The organism is Rhodovulum sp. P5 (assembly GCF_002079305.1).
Lineage (GTDB): Bacteria > Pseudomonadota > Alphaproteobacteria > Rhodobacterales > Rhodobacteraceae > Rhodovulum.
Genome location: NZ_CP015039.1, coordinates 3,388,253 through 3,405,647 on the forward strand (window position 1 = coordinate 3,388,253; position 17,395 = coordinate 3,405,647).

19 protein-coding genes are annotated in these 17,395 nt (G+C 65.0%); 15 read left to right on the top strand and 4 right to left on the bottom strand.

Annotated features, from left to right (window positions below; genetic code table 11):
- Position 1: 1 nt before the first annotated feature.
- The 4 genes from urtD to urtA all read right to left on the bottom strand — a co-directional run bounded on the left by urtD (position 2) and on the right by urtA (position 5,350).
- Positions 2-742: an urea ABC transporter ATP-binding protein UrtD gene (urtD, locus tag RGUI_RS16130; protein ID WP_081534818.1), complete on the bottom strand. Its 741-nt coding sequence runs from the start codon at positions 740-742 to the stop codon at positions 2-4.
- Positions 739-1,971 (bottom strand): urea ABC transporter permease subunit UrtC, encoded by a 1,233-nt coding sequence (urtC, locus tag RGUI_RS16135; protein ID WP_081534820.1) that lies wholly within the window; start codon positions 1,969-1,971, stop codon positions 739-741. The genes urtD and urtC overlap by 4 nt, the downstream gene beginning before the upstream one ends.
- Before the next feature lie 82 nt (positions 1,972-2,053).
- Positions 2,054-4,009: an urea ABC transporter permease subunit UrtB gene (gene urtB, locus RGUI_RS16140; RefSeq protein WP_081534822.1), complete on the bottom strand. Its 1,956-nt coding sequence runs from the start codon at positions 4,007-4,009 to the stop codon at positions 2,054-2,056.
- Between the two features lie 63 nt (positions 4,010-4,072).
- The gene (urtA, locus tag RGUI_RS16145; protein WP_081534824.1) at positions 4,073-5,350 is read right to left on the bottom strand and encodes an urea ABC transporter substrate-binding protein; all 1,278 of its coding nucleotides are present in this window, start codon (positions 5,348-5,350) and stop codon (positions 4,073-4,075) included.
- Between the two features lie 476 nt (positions 5,351-5,826).
- On the opposite strand from urtA, the gene RGUI_RS16150 reads away from it, so the two are divergent.
- From RGUI_RS16150 to xdhC, 15 genes are all read left to right on the top strand, one after another.
- Complete coding sequence (locus RGUI_RS16150) at positions 5,827-6,597, top strand: urease accessory protein UreD (RefSeq protein ID WP_081536134.1); 771 nt, start codon at positions 5,827-5,829, stop codon at positions 6,595-6,597.
- A 1-nt stretch (position 6,598) separates the two neighbouring features.
- Positions 6,599-6,901, top strand: coding sequence for an urease subunit gamma (locus tag RGUI_RS16155; protein ID WP_081534826.1), 303 nt, complete (start codon positions 6,599-6,601; stop codon positions 6,899-6,901).
- An 11-nt stretch (positions 6,902-6,912) separates the two neighbouring features.
- Positions 6,913-7,077 carry a peptidase M23 gene (locus RGUI_RS21520; RefSeq protein WP_156883000.1) on the top strand — a complete coding sequence of 55 codons (165 nt, stop codon included), beginning with the start codon at positions 6,913-6,915 and terminating at the stop codon, positions 7,075-7,077.
- Positions 7,074-7,379: an urease subunit beta gene (locus RGUI_RS16160; protein ID WP_081534828.1), complete on the top strand. Its 306-nt coding sequence runs from the start codon at positions 7,074-7,076 to the stop codon at positions 7,377-7,379. The genes RGUI_RS21520 and RGUI_RS16160 overlap by 4 nt, the downstream gene beginning before the upstream one ends.
- A gap of 31 nt (positions 7,380-7,410) precedes the next feature.
- Positions 7,411-7,995, top strand: a complete 585-nt coding sequence (locus tag RGUI_RS16165) for a hypothetical protein (protein ID WP_081534830.1) — start codon at positions 7,411-7,413, stop codon at positions 7,993-7,995.
- A gap of 150 nt (positions 7,996-8,145) precedes the next feature.
- Positions 8,146-8,427, top strand: coding sequence for a lysozyme inhibitor LprI family protein (locus tag RGUI_RS16170; protein ID WP_081536135.1), 282 nt, complete (start codon positions 8,146-8,148; stop codon positions 8,425-8,427).
- 13 nt (positions 8,428-8,440) lie between these two features.
- Positions 8,441-10,150, top strand: a complete 1,710-nt coding sequence (ureC, locus tag RGUI_RS16175) for an urease subunit alpha (RefSeq protein WP_081534832.1) — start codon at positions 8,441-8,443, stop codon at positions 10,148-10,150.
- 149 nt (positions 10,151-10,299) lie between these two features.
- Positions 10,300-10,524 carry a DUF1127 domain-containing protein gene (locus RGUI_RS16180; protein ID WP_081534834.1) on the top strand — a complete coding sequence of 75 codons (225 nt, stop codon included), beginning with the start codon at positions 10,300-10,302 and terminating at the stop codon, positions 10,522-10,524.
- A 177-nt stretch (positions 10,525-10,701) separates the two neighbouring features.
- A complete protein-coding gene (locus tag RGUI_RS16185; RefSeq protein ID WP_081534836.1) occupies positions 10,702-10,923 on the top strand; it encodes a hypothetical protein in 222 nt (73 codons plus the stop codon).
- 37 nt (positions 10,924-10,960) lie between these two features.
- Positions 10,961-11,482 carry an urease accessory protein UreE gene (ureE, locus tag RGUI_RS16190; RefSeq protein ID WP_081534838.1) on the top strand — a complete coding sequence of 174 codons (522 nt, stop codon included), beginning with the start codon at positions 10,961-10,963 and terminating at the stop codon, positions 11,480-11,482.
- The gene (locus tag RGUI_RS16195) at positions 11,472-12,116 is read left to right on the top strand and encodes an urease accessory protein UreF (protein WP_081536136.1); all 645 of its coding nucleotides are present in this window, start codon (positions 11,472-11,474) and stop codon (positions 12,114-12,116) included. Before ureE ends, RGUI_RS16195 begins: the two co-directional genes overlap by 11 nt.
- On the top strand, positions 12,113-12,736 hold the full coding sequence (ureG, locus tag RGUI_RS16200; protein ID WP_081534840.1) for an urease accessory protein UreG: 624 nt from the start codon (positions 12,113-12,115) through the stop codon (positions 12,734-12,736). The genes RGUI_RS16195 and ureG overlap by 4 nt, the downstream gene beginning before the upstream one ends.
- Positions 12,737-12,759: 23 nt before the next feature.
- On the top strand, positions 12,760-14,232 hold the full coding sequence (gene xdhA / locus RGUI_RS16205; RefSeq protein ID WP_081534842.1) for a xanthine dehydrogenase small subunit: 1,473 nt from the start codon (positions 12,760-12,762) through the stop codon (positions 14,230-14,232).
- On the top strand, positions 14,229-16,541 hold the full coding sequence (gene xdhB / locus RGUI_RS16210; protein WP_081534844.1) for a xanthine dehydrogenase molybdopterin binding subunit: 2,313 nt from the start codon (positions 14,229-14,231) through the stop codon (positions 16,539-16,541). The genes xdhA and xdhB overlap by 4 nt, the downstream gene beginning before the upstream one ends.
- A gap of 4 nt (positions 16,542-16,545) precedes the next feature.
- Entirely contained in the window at positions 16,546-17,394 is an 849-nt protein-coding gene (gene xdhC / locus RGUI_RS16215) for a xanthine dehydrogenase accessory protein XdhC (RefSeq protein ID WP_081534846.1), read from the top strand.
- Position 17,395: the final 1 nt, after the last annotated feature.

A 17,395-nucleotide genomic window follows, 5' to 3' on the forward strand; every position in this document is an offset into this window, starting at 1 on the left:
CTCAGCGCCCCAGATACACATCGATCACCTGTTGGTTCTTCGTGACATGGTCGAGACTGCCTTCTGCCAGCACCGAGCCTTCGTGCAGCACCGTGACCTTGCAGTCGAGCCGGCGGACGAATTCCATGTCGTGCTCCACCACCACGACGGCGCGGGTCTTTGCGGCCTCTTTCAGCAGGTCGGTGGTGTGTTCGCGTTCCGCCAGCGTCATGCCCGCGGCCGGTTCGTCGACCAGCAGAAGCCGCGGTTCCTGCGCCAGCAGCATGCCGATCTCCAGCCATTGCTTCTGGCCGTGGGATAACTCCCCCGCCTTGCGCGGCAACTGATCGGCCAGGCCGATTTCATCGGCCAGATCTTCGACCCGCATCCTGTCCGCCGCGTTCTGACGATAGAACAGCACCGACCACGGGGCGCGGTCCTTCCGAAGGGCCATCAGCAGGTTGTCGAACACCGACTGATCCTCGAACACGGTCGGGCGCTGAAACTTCCGGCCGACGCCTTCGCGGGCGATCTGGCTTTCGTTCATCTTGAGCAGCGATTTGGAATACTCACCCCACAGCACGCGGCCCTCATCGGGTTTCGTCTTGCCGGTCACGATGTCCATGAAGGTGGTCTTGCCCGCGCCGTTCGGCCCGATGATCGCCCGCAATTCGCGCGGCCCGATCTGGAAGGACAGGTTGTTGATCGCCTTGAACCCGTCAAAGCTGACGGAGACGCCGGAAACCTCTAGTAGCGCGGTCATTGCTCGGCCTCCTGTTCGCGAAGGGCGCCCCGATCCGGGCCGAGGTCAGCGCCGTGACGGTCGGGCGCATGCCGCCCGCCGATCAGGTCAAAGAGCCCGCCGATCCCTTTTGGCGCAAACAGCGTGACCAGCACGAAGCTGAGCCCCAGCAGGATCTGCCACCAGTCCACCCATTTCACGGTGTAAAACCCCAAGGGCACATCCGGCGCCTGTCCGCCGGTGAACCATGTGGACAAAAGCGACACGAAGGCCGCGCCGATCACGGCACCGTAAAGCCGCCCGCGGCCCCCGATCGCGACCCAGACGGCAAGGTAGATCGACGCGATGGGGGCGATTTCCGCGGGGTTGATGATGCCCGCCTGCGGGTAGTACAGCGCCCCGGCAACGCCAGCGATCACCGCGGTCAGGGTGAAGATGAAGAGCTTGTATCCCTCCACCGAGTAGCCAAGGAACCGCACCCGCGCTTCGTCGTCTCGAATTCCGCGGATCACGCTGCCGAATTTGCCCGACACGACGAAGGCCGCCAGAACATAGCCGATGGCCAGCGCCGCAGCCGAGGCCCAGAAGAACCAGATCGAGATCAGCGATTGCGGCACGTTGTCGGCGCCGGGAATGTTCTGAAGGCCCGACAGCCCGTTATTGCCGCGAAGACCACTGTCGTTCTGGAACAGGTACAGCGCCAGCGCCAGCGTCATCGCCTGCGTCAGGATCGACAGGTAGACGCCCGTGACGCGGCTGCGGAACGCCAGCCAGCCGAACACCAGCGCCAGCAGACCGGGGATCAGTACCACCAGGGCCAACTGGATCGGCAGGGAATGGGCAAAGGCCCAGATTGCAGGAAACTCGTTCCCGCCAACCACGCCGAAGATCTGCGTGGCGATGGCGTCGCGGATTTCGTCCGGCGTGGGCGGGATCTCGGCCTGCGCGAGCGAGGAGGCCACGATGCTTTCCGTTCGCGCATACATCAGCCACATCCCGACCATGTAGCCGCCGATGCCGAAAAAGGCGAAATGGCCCAGCGAAAGAATGCCCGTGTAGCCCCAGACCAGATCCATCGCGATGGCAACAAGGCACAGGCACAGCGTCTTGCCCAGCGTCTTGACGAAACTGGTGGAGATCAGGCCCGTCCCCGTGCCCTCACCCAGCAGGGTCACGGCGAGGGTAAAGGCGGCGAGCGCGGCCAGGAAGATCAGGACCGACGGGTTTCGGGCGATGAAGCTTTTCCTCATGCTGTGCGCCCCCCGGCGTTTGCTTGTGTGGCCCCGGCGGGATTTGGGTATTTTTCCCAAGAAGAAGGTGCAGCCATGGCGATCAATCCCCCGCCGCGCGGCCCTTCAGGGCGATGATGCCCCGCGGCCGGAACTGGATGAACAGGATGATGAAGAGGATCATGTAGGTCTGCGCGGCCAGTGTGTTGGACGGGTTCAGCCATTCGATCCCTTTCTGGAGCGAGCCGATCAGCGTCGCGCCCAGAAGCGTACCCCAGATGTTACCGACGCCGCCCACGACCACGGTCATGAAGCTTTGGACGATGTAGTCCTGCCCAAGTTCCGACGTGACCTTGGCGTAGAGCCCGATAGCCACACCGGCCACGCCTGCGATGCCAGAGCCCAGCCCGAAGGTCAGCATGTTGATCCGGTCGGGATTGACGCCCATCGAAGCCGCCATGCGCGGGTTCTGCGTCACCGCACGTACCTCCAGCCCCAGCCGGGTGCGGCGCATGATGAACAGGAAGAGCGCGAGGAAGGCCAGCGCAAGCACGAAGATCGCGATGCGGATATAGCTGATCGAGACAACGTCGTTGATCTGCAGCGCGCCATCCAGCCAGTCGGGGGAGGTCAGCGGGCGCGCCTGCGTGCCGAAGATGTTCTTGGCCAATTGCTGCAGCGCGATCGAGATTCCGAAGGTCGCCAGCAGCGTCTCTAGTGGGCGGTTGTACAGCCAGCGGATCACCAGCCGTTCCATTGCGACGCCCGCGGCGAAGGTCACGGCGAAGGCCAGCGGCAGCGCGACAAGGATCGAGACGGTGTAGTTGGGAATGAACTGCTGGACGACGAAGCCGGTATAGGCGCCCATCATGATGAACTCGCCATGGGCCATGTTGATCACGCCCATCACGCCAAAGGTGATGGCAAGCCCGATAGCGGCAAGAAAATAGATCGAGGCGAGCGAGAGTGCATCCAGCATCAGATCGGCGAACTGGTTGAACCCCACGCGGAACGTGATGGATTCCAGCGTGGCATTGGCGGCGGCGGTGACGGCGGGGTCCGGCTCGGCATAGCGTTCGTAGAAGGTGTGGGCCTCCAGCGCTGCGGCGGCCTCTCCGTCGCTGGCCGCAGGCGGGACCAGCCCGGCGAAGGCCAGGGCGGTGTAGGCACGGTCGCGGTCGGCCTCGGTATCCAGTTCATGCAGCGGCACGCCACCGACCCGGCCATCTTCGACATGGGCGGCAAGGGCGGCACGCTTGGCGTCGGATGTCAGGCGCGGCGGGGCGAGGCCTGCGTCAACCAGAAGGGCATAGGCCTCGTCTTCCGTGAAATCGGCGCTGCCGGGCGTCAGGGTGCGCGCCACGTTTTCCCCGGCCGGCGGGGCGCCCGTCGTCACGGCACGGGTGGTCGCGACCAGCGGGTTCAGGGCGGCGCGGGCATCGACGCCCAGATCACCGGAAAAGCTTTCGATGGCGGCGATGCGCGCCGCGGGGTCATCGTCATAGGCGATGGTCAGCAGGCGTTCCAGACGTTCCTTGCGGGCCTTGAGTGCAGCGTTGGCTTCGCCGTAGATGCTGCGGCGCAGGGCGTCAAGGTGGCTCGCCTCGGCATCGCGGGCAATGGCATCCAGCGCCTCGACCCGCTTTGCCGGATCGGGGTCGTTCAACTGGAACTGCACCAGCGCCGCGCCGATCATCCCGCGGATACCGCTATTGGGTTTCAACTGCTCCAGATCGCCCTTGTCATATGTACCGACCGGCGCGCCGGTGGCGATGTCGATCAGGCGGTAGGTCTTGGAGTCGATCTTTTCGGCAAAGAAGAACAGGCCGTCTTCCTCGCGCTGCCACATCTCCTTGGCCTGCCATCGTTCCAGCACGGTCTGGGCTGCGGGCAGGCCGCTGTCACGCAGGGCGTCGATGGCCGGCCCGATCGTCTTGCGCGAGCTCTTTTCGATGAGCTGGCGGTTGTCCTGCAAAAGCTGCTGGATCGGGCTGTCCTGTGCCAGAGCGGCCGCGGCCATCGAGACGACAAGAAGAAGGGCGGCAAGAAGAATGCGCATGCGGGGTCTGCCTGTGGGAAAGGTCGGGGGGCAGGGCGACCCGCCCCCCTGAAGCCGGTCAGATCAGTAGTTGGACTTGATCTGCACGCAGGTGTTGGTCTCGGTGTTGAACATCCCGCAGTCCAGCGTCTTCCAGTCGGATTTCAGCACCGCGGAGTCCGGCAGGTAGTCGGTCCAGGCATCGCCCGGCACTTCCTCGGTTTCGCTGATGATGTCGAACTGGCCGTCCTCGGTGATCTCGCCGATCAGAACGGGCTTGGACAGGTGGTGGTTCACACCCATCACGGCGGTGCCACCGGTAAGGTTGGGATATTCCTGCCCCCACATGGCTTCGCGCACGGCATCGACATCGGTCGTGCCGGCCGCTTCGACCGCGTTCACCCACATGTTGAAGCCGATATAGTGGGCCTCCATCGGGTCGTTGGTGACGCGGTCTTCGCCCATGCGGGCTTTCCAAGCTTCGATGAACGCCTCGTTGGCGTCGGATTCGGCGGACTGGAAGTAGTTCCACGCGGCGAGGTGACCGACAAGGTTGGTGGTGTCGAGGCCGGAAAGTTCTTCTTCCCCGACCGAGAAGGCGACGACGGGGATGTCATTGGCCGACACACCCTGCGCGGCCAGTTCCTTGTAGAAGCCGATATTGGCGTCGCCGTTGATGGTGGAGATCACGCCCACCTTCTTGCCGTCGGCGCCCAGCGCGATGACGTCGGCCACGATCTTGGACCAGTCGGAATGGCCGAAGGGGGTGTAGTTGACGAAGATGTCTTCCTCGGCGATTCCCTTGTCCTTGAGATAGGCTTCAAGAATGTTGTTCGTGGTCCGCGGATAGACATAGTCGGTGCCAAGCAGGGCGAACTTCTCCACACCCAGTTCCTCAAGGAAATAGTCCGTCGCCGGGATCGCCTGCTGGTTCGGCGCGGCACCGGTATAGAACACGTTCTTGGAGCTTTCCTCGCCCTCGTACTGCACCGGGTAGAACAGCAGGCCGTTCAGTTCTTCGATCACCGGCAGAACCGATTTGCGGGAAACCGAGGTCCAGCAGCCGAACATCACGTCGACATCCTGCACGGTCAGCAGCTCGCGCGCCTTTTCCGCGAAAAGCGGCCAGTCGGATGCAGGATCGACCACCACGGCCTCAAGCTGTTTGCCGAGCACGCCGCCCTTGGCATTCTGCTCGTCGATCAGCATCAGCATGGTGTCTTTCAGCGTGGTTTCCGAAATCGCCATCGTGCCCGAAAGAGAGTGCAGGACGCCCACCTTGATGGTGTCCGCGGCCCAGGCCGGCAAGGCGATGGCGCTCAGGGCGACTGCCCCGGCAAGCATGGTCTTGACTGTCTTCATGTTGTCCTCCGCGCAGAACCGGCCAAAGGGGGGCGGCTCGCGCGGTTGTGGCGCAAATTCCCCAGCTTCGCGGCCTGCAACTGTTCATGTTGCATCCCATGTGACGACCTGTCGCGATTCCTGTCCCGTCGATCATCACACACCCCCTTGTGCGGCAGTGTCGAACCGCCGTCCCGAGGCGTGCGCAGAGTTTCCGCGTGCATCCCCGGGAGCAATTGCGCTCAGGTTTCGACCGCTTCAAAAAACGCGACCAGAAGGCGTTTTGCGCAAATTGTATGCGATCGGTGCGGAGTTGCGTTATTCGCGGGCGCTTTTCGTGCGAATCCACATTCAAAAGCCGATTTACCGTGCATGTGCAGCGTCGTTGCGTGACAAGATGGCGAAGATCGATGTCGGGGGTTGGGCGTATCAACTTTCAGGTGAAAATGCGCGAGTCCGATCAGCCCTGTGCGCAGCCGCGTGCGCGCGGGACGGTGATGGTTGGCAGCAAAGCGGGGCCGGATGGCACGGTGCTTGCCACGCTTCGCCAATCCGGGGCCTTCAAGGCGTTGTTCCCCAATCGGCAAGGCGCAGCGCTCGACTCGATCCTGATCAACACCGCTGGCGGGCTGACGGGCGGGGACCGTTTCACGACCGATGCGATGGCGGGGCAGGGCAGTCATCTTCGTTTCACCACGCAGGCAGCCGAACGCGCCTATCTTGCGCAGCCGGGCGAGGTTGCGCAGGTGCAGAACCGGCTGATCGTCGAGACCGGCGCGCGGCTCGACTGGTTGCCGCAGGAAACGATCCTCTATCGGGGCTCTGCGCTGCACCGGACGCTTACGGTCGAGCTGGCCCCCGGTGCGCGGGTTCTTTTGGTGGAGCCGGTCATTTTCGGCCGCACCGCGATGGGCGAAGTGCTGAGCGAGGCGGAATTCCGCGACCGGATCGAGATTCGGCAGTCGGGTGCACCGCTGTATCTGGATGCCGTGCGGCTGTCCGGCGATGTTTCGACACGTCTATCGCGGCGCGGTGTGGGCGCCGGGGCCGGGGCGATGGCCAGCGTCGTCTTCGCCGCGCCCGAGGCGGACGCCCATCTGGCCCCCTTGCGCGCGCTTCTGCCCGATACCGGCGGGGTCAGCCTGATCCGGCCCGGTCTTCTGGCGTTGCGCCTGCTGGCGGGTGACGGTTACGACTTGCGCAAGGCGCTTTTGCCGGTTCTCATGCGCCTGACCGAGGATGCCATTCCAAGATCGTGGATGACCTGAGATGCAACTGACCCCCCGAGAGAAAGACAAGCTGCTTGTCGCCATGGCCGCCGAGGTTGCGCGCAAACGGCTCGCCCGTGGCGTGAAGCTGAATTACCCGGAGGCCGTGGCCCTGATCACCGATGCCGTTGTCGAAGGGGCCCGGGACGGCCGCAGCGTGGCCGACATGATGCAGGCGGGCGCCGAGGTCATCACGCGCGACCAGTGCATGGACGGCATCCCCGAGATGATCCACGAGGTGCAGGTCGAGGCAACCTTTCCCGACGGCACCAAGCTTGTCACCGTTCACAACCCTATCCGCTGACGAGGTTCCCGATGAAAAAGCTGATCGTTCTCCCCCTGATCGTCGCCGCCGCCCCCGCGCTTGCGCATGAAGGCGCCCATCTGCATCCCCACGGGATCGGGGCTGGCATGCTGCTGCTGGCCGCATCGCTTGTTGCCGGTGGGGCCGCGCTGGTGTGGCTGACGGTGCGGAAATGATCCCCGGAGAGCTGTTTCCGGCGGAGGGAGCGTTGACCCTGAACGAGGGGCGGCAGGCCATCACCGTGATGGTCGCCAATACGGGCGACCGCCCGGTTCAGGTCGGCAGCCACTATCATTTCGCCGAAACCAACCCCGCGCTCGACTTCGACCGGGACGTGGCGCGCGGTACGCGGCTCGACATCGCTGCCGGGACCGCGGTGCGGTTCGAGCCGGGGCAGAGGCGAGAGGTTCAGCTTATCCCCATTTCCGGTGCCCGCCGTGTTTTCGGTTTCAACCAACAGGTGATGGGCGATCTTTGATCGGTCCATCCACGACGAAGGAGGCAGATCAATGACCTGCAACCCAACCCCGCCTTTCTATGCCGCGTTCTCGCCGTTCTGGGCCGTGAATTCGATGTTCGAGCAGCAAATGCGCGTCTTCCAGATGATGACCGAGCTGATGCTGAAGGCGAACCCCTGGATCATCATCGCAGAGGCCGGCACCATCGATCCGCTGACCGCCGATGCGGCCATCGGCAAAGGGGACAATGTGGACGATCTTAACCTTGAAGCCAGCGCCGCATTGGCCAGCAGTCCTGCGCCTCGGCCAGCTGCCCCCGCGGCGTTGAAGGTCGTGCAGCCCGATGGTGCGGAACCCAAAGCGGAGGTCGAGACGCCCCCGGCCGCGCGGGTTGCTGCGCCGTCTGAACCGCCGGCGATGCCTGCGACACCGGCGGTCAAGAAGCCCCCTGTGCGCAAGCGGACCGCGCCGGCGGCCCGAAAGCCTGCCCCCGCGGCGAAGGCGTCAGGGGAGGCCGCCGCCAAACCGGCGGCCGCGCGCGCTGCCGCAACGACGAAAACCCGCGCCCGCCGCAAACCGGCCCAGCCGCCGGTGATGCCGCAAGCGGGCAACGCGCCGTCCGACAAGGACGAGTGAGACAGGAACCGGGTGTGGGCCGACATGGAGCCAGATAGCAGCGTCAAAGCCGGTCGGTCTGGGATCCCCGGGCGTCCGGCCGGGTTGGTCGCCTTGGCCCTTGCGGTGCTGATCGGCCATGTCGGTCCTGCCTTGGCCGCGTGCCCGGGCATGACACAGGCCGAGATGAACCAGTGCGCCGCCAGCGCCTATACCGCTGCGGATGCGGAACTGAACGCGGTCTGGCCCGGGGCCAAGCAGGCAATGGATCAGATGGGCGCAGGTGCATTGCTGCTGGATGCCCAACGGAAATGGATCGCGTTCCGCGATGCCGCCTGTGCCGCGGAGCGGGCCCCGTTCGAGGGCGGCTCCATCGCGCCGCTTATCCACTATGACTGCCTGAAACGCCTGACCGAGCGGCGGACCGAAGACCTCCGCCTGTTGATGAACTGACGAGGGACAGCCCATGCCCAAGCAAATCTCCCGTGCCGATTATGCCGCAATGTTCGGCCCCACCACCGGGGACAGGCTGCGGCTGGCCGACACCGATCTCATCATCGAGGTGGAGCGTGATTTCACCACCTATGGGGAAGAGGTGAAGTTCGGCGGCGGCAAGGTGATCCGCGACGGGATGGGGCAAAGCCAGACCTCCCGCGCCGAGGGGGCGGTCGATACCGTCATCACCAATGCGCTGATCGTCGATCATACGGGCATCTACAAGGCCGATGTCGGGCTGAAGGATGGGCGCATTGCCAAGATCGGCAAGGCGGGCAACCCCGACACCCAACCCGGTGTCGACATCATCGTCGGCCCGGGGACAGAGGCTATCGCGGGCGAGGGCAAGATCCTGACCGCGGGTGGTTTCGACAGCCATATCCATTTCATCTGTCCCCAGCAGATCGACGATGCGCTGCATTCGGGCCTGACCACCATGCTGGGGGGCGGCACCGGTCCGGCGCACGGGACGCTCGCCACCACTTGCACGCCGGGGCCGTGGCATATCGGGCGGATGCTCCAAGCGGCCGATGCGTTTCCGATGAACCTGGCCTTCGCGGGGAAGGGGAATGCCTCGCTGCCCGCTGCCTTGGTGGAGCAGGTGAAGGGCGGGGCGTGTTCGCTGAAACTGCACGAAGACTGGGGCACGACGCCCGGCGCCATCGACTGCTGCCTGTCCGTGGCCGACGACATGGACGTGCAGGTGATGATCCACACCGATACGCTGAACGAAAGCGGGTTCGTCGAGAACACCATCAAGGCCATGAAGGGCCGCACCATCCACGCCTTCCACACAGAGGGGGCCGGCGGCGGCCACGCGCCCGACATCATCAAGGTGTGTGGCGAAGACTTCGTCCTGCCGTCCTCGACCAACCCCACGCGCCCCTTCACGGTGAACACGCTTGAAGAGCATCTGGACATGCTGATGGTCTGTCACCACCTCGACAAGTCGATCCCCGAGGATGTGGCCTTTGCCGAAAGTCGCATCCGGCGCGAAACCATCGCGGCCGAGGATATCCTGCACGACATGGGGGCGTTCTCGATCATCGCGTCCGACAGCCAGGCGATGGGCCGGGTGGGCGAGGTCATCATCCGCACATGGCAAACCGCCGACAAGATGAAAAAACAGCGGGGCCGGTTGGCAGAGGAAACCGGCGACAACGACAACTACCGGGTTCGTCGTTACGTGGCGAAATACACGATCAACCCGGCCATCGCCCACGGCATCGGGCACGAGATCGGATCGATCGAGGAAGGCAAGCGCGCCGACCTTGTCTTGTGGGACCCCGCGTTTTTCGGGGTCAAGCCGAACATGGTGCTGATCGGAGGCACGATTGCCTGTGCGCAGATGGGCGATCCCAATGCCTCCATCCCCACGCCGCAGCCGGTCTATACCCGCCCGATGTTCGGCGCTTTCGGCCGGTCGTTGGAGGCATCGGCGGTGACCTTCGTTTCGGCCGCCGCACAGGCAGAGGGGATCGGCGATGCGCTGGGCCTGGCCAAGCAGACGGTTGCCGTGGCGAACACCCGCAACATCGGCAAGGAGGACCTGATCCTGAACGATGCGACGCCCGAGATCGAGGTGCACCCCGAAACCTATGAGGTGCGCGCCGATGGCGAATTGCTGACCTGCCAGCCCGCCGAAGTGCTGCCGATGGCGCAACGGTATTTCATGTTCTGAGCAGAAAATGGAAATTGCGCCCAATTTCGCCGCAGCGCAGCATTTTCGGAGCGAACAGGCCGTGTCGGCAATGGGCCGACCCCGTCGTAAGCCCTATCTTAAGACCGAAGGGGGGAAACCTGTATTGTTGAGTACGACGGAGGTTTCCGATGGCAACGCCATTCATGACGGTCAAGTACGTGCCCGGCGGCATGTCCGAACGGCTGGATCTGTTCTTCGCGGGGCTTGGGCTGGGGGTCAATCCCTACGGCCTTCGCCGTGCGCGCATGCGTCAGATCCAGAACCTGAATGCCTGCAGCGACGACCAGTTGGCGCAGATCGGCATCACGCGGGACGACATCCCGCGCTATGTCTTCCGCGATCTGTTCGGCTGAACATCCATCGGCCCCTGTCTGGGGACCGGGCGCCATATGTTTCATCTGCCCCCGGGGCAGATCCTGCCATGTTGTCTTTGCATCGCGGATATGGGGAATCGGCGGTTTTGGCGCTCTGTCTGCCTGCCTATCTACGCGCTCTGGGTGAGAGCAAGATAACAGACAGGACAACACTCGATGGCACATGCCGACGCCACAACCGAACAGTATTCGCAGGACTTTGCGCAAGCGGGCCTGATGGCCCGCGTCATGCGGATGCTTCGCAAGATCGCAGAGGAAAACCCCCATCTGCGCCGGGCCCGCTCCCTTCAGGCGATGAACGACGCACAGCTTCGCCGGCTTGGGATCGCGCGCGGAAAGATCGTGCACCACGCCTTCCGCGACGTTTACTATCGCTGATCGCGCCGGGATGCCCGGCCGGGCCGCGGGGGCGTGCATGAACGCGCTTCCCGTGGCACACGAGATCCGCGACAGCATCGACGGCAAGCCCGACGATTGCGTGACGCTGACCTATGACGACCGGTTCCTGCGCCGCAAGTGCCTGCAAAGCGATGGCGGTCTGGCCTTCCTGCTGGACCTGCCAAAGGTCACCTCGCTGAACGAAGGCGACATTCTGTGCCTGTCCGGCGGGCTGACAATAAAGGTGCGCGCGGCGGTGGAGCCGCTTCTGGAAATCCGGGGCCACGATCTGGCCCGGATCGCCTGGCATATCGGCAACCGTCACACGCCCTGTCAGATCGACCCCAAACGCCTGCTGATCCAGCGCGACCATGTCATCCGCGACATGCTGGAAAAGATCGGCGCCGATGTGCGCGAGGTGGAGGAGCCCTTCGTCCCCGAGGGTGGCGCCTATGGCCACGGGCGAACGCATGGCCATGACCACGGGCATTCCCACGACCACGGGCATGGTCACGATCATGCGCATGGGCATGCGCACGACCACCCCCATGACCCCTGACGCACAGGTACTGAAACTGGCGCAGTGGCTGTCGCCTGCCTATCCGGTGGGCGCGTTCACCTACAGTCACGGCCTTGAATGGGCGGTCGAGGCCGGGCAGTTGCGCGATGCCGCGGCGTTGCAGGATTGGCTGGCCGACGTGCTGGAACACGGTTCGGGCCGCTGTGACGTGATCTTTCTGGCCGCGGCCTATCGCGCTGATCCGGCGGCGCTGGCCGGGATCGATGCCGAGGCGCGCGCCTTTCAACCCTCTGCCGAGCGTCTGTTGGAAACCACGGGGCAGGGCGCGGCCTTCGCGCAGATCACCGCCGAGGTCTGGGGAGACGACCTGCCGGGGTTCACCTATCCGGTCGCGCTGGGCCGGGCGGCGCGGTTGCAGGACGTTCCCTTGGCGTTGACGGCAAAGATGTATCTGCATGCTTTCACCTCCAACCTCGTCTCTGCCGGGATCCGGTTGATCCCCATCGGCCAGACCGACGGGCAGCGCGTGCTGACCGCCTTGACACCGCTTTGCGAGAGTATTGCAGAACGGGCCATCGGGCAGGGCCTTGATGACCTTGCCAGTTCCGCTTTCATGGCCGACATTTGTTCGATGAAGCACGAAACCCAGTATTCAAGGTTGTTCCGCTCATGAGTTCCCCCCATGGCCCCCTGCGTGTTGGTATCGGCGGCCCGGTGGGCGCCGGCAAGACCACGCTGACCGCCGCATTGGCCCGCGCCCTTTCTCCGAACCTGTCCGTCGCCGTTGTCACCAACGACATCTATACGCAGGAGGATGCCGAGGCGCTGATGCGGATGCAGGTGCTGCCCTCTGACCGGATCAAGGGGGTGGAGACGGGCGGATGCCCCCATACCGCGATCCGGGAGGATGCTTCGATCAACCTCGCCGCTATTGCCGAACTGTCGGCCAGGTTCCCCGATCTCGACGTGGTTCTGGTAGAATCCGGGGGCGATAATCTGTCTGCCACCTTCAGCCCGGAACTGGCCGACATCACGCTTTACGTCATCGACGTTGCCGCCGGGGAGGAGATCCCGCGCAAGGGTGGCCCGGCGATCACCAAGTCGGACCTGCTGATCATCAACAAGACGGACCTTGCGCCCTATGTCGGCGCCGATCTGTCGGTGATGGAGCGCGACGCAAAGCGCATGCGCGGCACCGGGCAAACCATCTTTGCGGCGCTGCGCCATGGTCAGGGCGTGGACGAGATCGTGCAGGCGCTATGTCATCTCGGGGGGCTGGCCGAGACCGCCTGAGGGACGCTGGGAAAGGAACGGGCATGGAGCATCGCCGGGAAATCCGGTTCCTGCTGAACGACGCGACGGTGGTTCTGGATGCCGTTGCGGCCGAGGACACGCTTCTGGAATTCCTGCGGCTGACCCGACGCCTGACCGGCACCAAGGAGGGCTGTGCCGAGGGCGATTGCGGCGCTTGCACGGTTCTGGTCGGGCGGATTGCAGCGGGGGAACTGGTCTATGAACCGGTCAATGCCTGTATCCGGCTGCTGCCCTCGCTGGATGGATGCCACGTGGTGACGGTGGAGCATCTGGCCGATGCCGTGGGGGGCTTGCATCCCGTGCAGGACGCGATGGTGGCCGATCATGGCAGCCAGTGCGGGTTCTGCACGCCGGGGGTCGTGATGGCGCTGGCCGCGCTGAGGGTGACGACCCCCGCACCCTCCGAGGACGAGATCGAGACGGCCCTGCAGGGCAACCTGTGCCGCTGCACCGGCTATGCGCCGATTGTCCGTGCTGCGCTGGCCGCCTGTCACGAGGATCGCCGCAAGGACAGCCTTGTGTCGGGCCGTGCGGCGGCCCTGGCCCGGCTGCGTGCGCTTCGCGACGGGCGACGGGCGGAGGTGGGCCGCGACGACAGTCATGCGATCCTGCCCGCGGATGTGGACGATCTGGCGGCGGTGCTGGCGGCGCATCCGGACGCGACGGTGGTGGCGGGGGCGACCGATGTCGGCCTCTGGATCACCAAGGGGATGCGCCGGATTTCTCCGGCGGTGTTCATCGGGCATCTGGATGGGTTGCGTCAGGTTGAGACCGAGGCAGGCGGGCTGAGGATAGGCGCCGGCGCGACCTATACAGAGGCAGAGGGGCCGCTGTGCTCGTCCTTCCCGCATCTGCGCGACTACCTTTCCCGTATCGCGGGCTGGCAGGTGCGCAACATGGGGACTATTGGCGGCAACATCGCCAACGGGTCCCCCATCGGGGATATGCCGCCCGTGCTGATCGCGCTGGGTGCGGAATTGACCCTGCGGCAGGGGGACAAGCGGCGGGCGCTGCCGCTGGAGGACTACTTCCTCGACTATGGCAAGCAGGACCGCGCGCCGGGTGAGTTCGTGGAAAGCGTCTTTGTGCCGAAGCCCACGCCGGGCGCAGTGCACGCCGCCTACAAGGTCTCAAAGCGGCGGGACGAGGACATTTCCTCCGTCGCCGCGGCCTTCAACGTGACGTTGCAAGACGGCAAGATCAGCGCGGCGCGCATCGCCTTCGGCGGCATGGCGGCGACACCGCGCCGGGCCACGGCGGCAGAGGCCGCGCTGATCGGGGCGTCTTGGGTCGAAGACAGCCTGATCGCCGCAGCTGCCGAATTGCCCGCCGATTTCACTCCGATCACCGACTGGCGCGCCTCTTCAACCTACCGGATGACGGTCGCCCAGAACCTGTTCCGGCGGTTCTGGCTGGAGCACGCCGAGGGTGCCGATACCGTTCGCCTGCACCGGGCGGCGGAGGGCGTGGAATGAAACAGATCGCTGGGGTCAGAGGCGCCGTCCACCAGGACCATCCGCACGATTCAGGCATCAAGCATGTCTCGGGCCGCGCGGAGTATACCGATGACATCCCTGAACCGGTGGGTACGCTCCATGCCTGCCTTGGGCTGGCAGAGGTCGCGCATGGGCACCTGACCGCGCTCGATCTGTCGGCGGTTCGGGCTGCGCCCGGCGTCTTCGGTGTACTGACCGCGGACGACATTCCGGGGCTGAACGACATCAGTCCGACCCATGCCCATGACGAACCGGTCTTTGCCGAGGATGTCGTTGCGTTTCATGGCCAGCCGATCTTTGCCGTGGTGGCCGAAACCCGTGAAGCGGCCCGACATGCGGCGGCGCTTGCGACGGTCGAGATCGACCCGCTGCCCCATGCGGCCACCATCGAGGACGCGCTGGCGGCGGGCTATCCCCATGTCACCGAACCGCTGAAGCTGGAACGGGGCGACGTCGATACCGCCCTTGCCGCGGGACCGCGCCGCCTGTCGGGCCGAATGGTCGTGGGCGGGCAGGATCACATGTATCTGGAAGGCCAGATCGCCTTTGCCATGCCGGGTGAGGATGACGAGGTGGTGGTTCACGCCTCCACCCAGCATCCGACCGAGGCGCAGGTCATGGTGGCGCAGGTGCTGGGCATTCCGGCCAATGCGGTGGTGGTGAATGTTCGGCGCATGGGGGGCGGCTTTGGCGGCAAGGAAAGCCAGATGAGCCTGTTCTGCGTCGTGGCCGCGCTGGCGGCGAAACGCTGGAACCGCCCGGTCAAGATCCGCCCCGACCGGGATCAGGACATGATCGTCACCGGCAAGCGGCACGATTTCCTGATCGACTATGATGTGGCGTTCGACGACGCCGGGCGGATCGAGGCGGTGGAGGCGACGCTGGCCGCGCGCTGCGGCTGGTCGTCGGATTTGTCGGGGCCGGTGACCGACCGGGCGCTCTTCCATGTGGACAACGGATATTACCTGCCCAATGTCCGGCTGACATCGCGCCCGATGAAGACCAACACCGTATCGAACACCGCCTTTCGGGGGTTCGGCGGCCCGCAAGGCATGTTGGCGGGCGAGCGGATCATCGAGGAGATCGCCTATGCGCTGGGCCGCGATCCGCTGGAGGTGCGCAAGGCGAATTTCTACGGGCTGAATGGTGACGTCACGCCCTATCACCAGAGGGTCGAGGACAACATCCTGCCGCGGCTGGTGGCGGAGCTGGAAGCCAGCGCCGACTATGCCGACCGCCGTCGTGCGGTGCTGGACCACAACGCCAGGGGCGGTGTGATCCGGAAGGGGATCGCGCTGACGCCGGTCAAGTTCGGCATCTCCTTCACCGCGACATGGTACAATCAGGCCGGTGCGCTGATCCACATCTACAAGGACGGGTCGATCCATCTGAACCACGGCGGGACAGAGATGGGGCAGGGGCTGAACACCAAGGTCGCGCAGGTGGTGGCGGATGCGTTTCAGGTGGATATCGGCCGCATCAAGATCACCAGGACCACGACAGAGAAGGTGCCGAACACCTCGGCCACGGCGGCGTCGTCGGGGTCGGACCTGAACGGTATGGCGGCGCTGGACGCCTGCAACCAGATCAAGGCGCGACTGGCGGCCTTTGCGGGCGAGAAGCTTGGCGTAGCCGCGGGGCAGGTCGTGTTCACGCCCGGCGCAGTGCGCGCCGGCGACGCCGCAATCCCCTTCGACACGCTGATTGCAGAGGCCTATACGGCACGCGTCCACCTGTCGGCGGCAGGTTTTTACAAGACGCCCGATATCCACTGGGACCGCGCGGCGGGCAAGGGCCGCCCATTCTACTACTTCGCCTACGGGGCGTCCTGTTCGGAGGTGTCCATCGACACGCTGACCGGCGAATATCAGGTGGACCGGGTGGACATTCTGCACGATGTGGGCCGGTCGCTGAACCCCGCCCTTGATCGTGGGCAGGTGGAGGGCGGGTTCATTCAGGGCATGGGGTGGCTGACCACCGAAGAGTTGTGGTGGGACGACAATGGCCGTTTGCGTACCCACGCGCCCTCGACCTACAAGATACCGCTTGCCTCGGATCGGCCGCGAATCTTCAACGTCGCACTCGCTGATTGGTCGGAAAACCGCGAGATGACGATCAAGCGCTCGAAGGCCGTGGGGGAGCCACCGCTGATGCTGGCCATGTCGGTGTTCGAGGCGCTGTCGATGGCGGTGGCCAGCATCGCCGACTACCGCGAATGCCCGCGTCTGGATGCCCCCGCCACGCCCGAACGGGTGCTGATGGCGGTGGAGCGGTTGCGCGGGGGCTGAGGCAATGCGCAGCGGCGAGGACGTGCGGCGATTTCTGAACCGCATGGCGGAGGTGATCCTGGTCAGTGTCACCGATGTTCAGGGCTCTGCCCCGCGCGAGGCGGGAAGCTGGATGCTGGTTGCGGCGGACGAGGTGATGGGGACCGTGGGCGGCGGGCAGTTGGAATTCAGGACGATCGAGGCCGCCCGGGGGATGCTGCTGCGTGGAGAGGTGACGCACCGGATGGACCTGCCGCTTGGTCCGGGGATCGGCCAGTGCTGCGGGGGACGCGTGGAGATCGGGTTCCGGCGTCTGGATGCGGCGGGCCGGGTTGCGCTTTTGCAGCGGCTTGACCGGGCGCAGGCGACCCGACCTTCGGTCCACATCTTCGGGGCCGGGCATGTGGGGCGGGCGGTGGCGGCGTGCCTGTCGCTGTTGCCGGTTCGCACGGTCGTCATCGACAGCCGGCCCGAGGAACTGAAACGCGTGACGCCCGCGGTTCAGACCCACCTGAGCGTCTTGCCGGAAGAGGTCATCCGGAATGCCGGGGCGTCCGGCGCCTATCTGATCCTCACCCATGATCACGCGCTTGATTTCATGCTCGCGGCCGAGGCGCTGGCCCGCGGGGACGCGGCCTATGTTGGCATGATCGGGTCGGCCACCAAGCGTGCGCGGTTCCGGCACTTTCTTGAGGATACCCGGCCGGATTTGTCCGACGGGCGGCTGGTTTGCCCCGTTGGCGCGGCCGGAAAGGGGGACAAAAGGCCCGAGGTCATTGCCGCCTTTGTGGCCGCCGAACTCCTGTCGGCCATGCTGCCCGTGGTCCCGCCAAATGCTGGCATTGCGGAAACCTTGGATGAGACCGCGGTCTGAC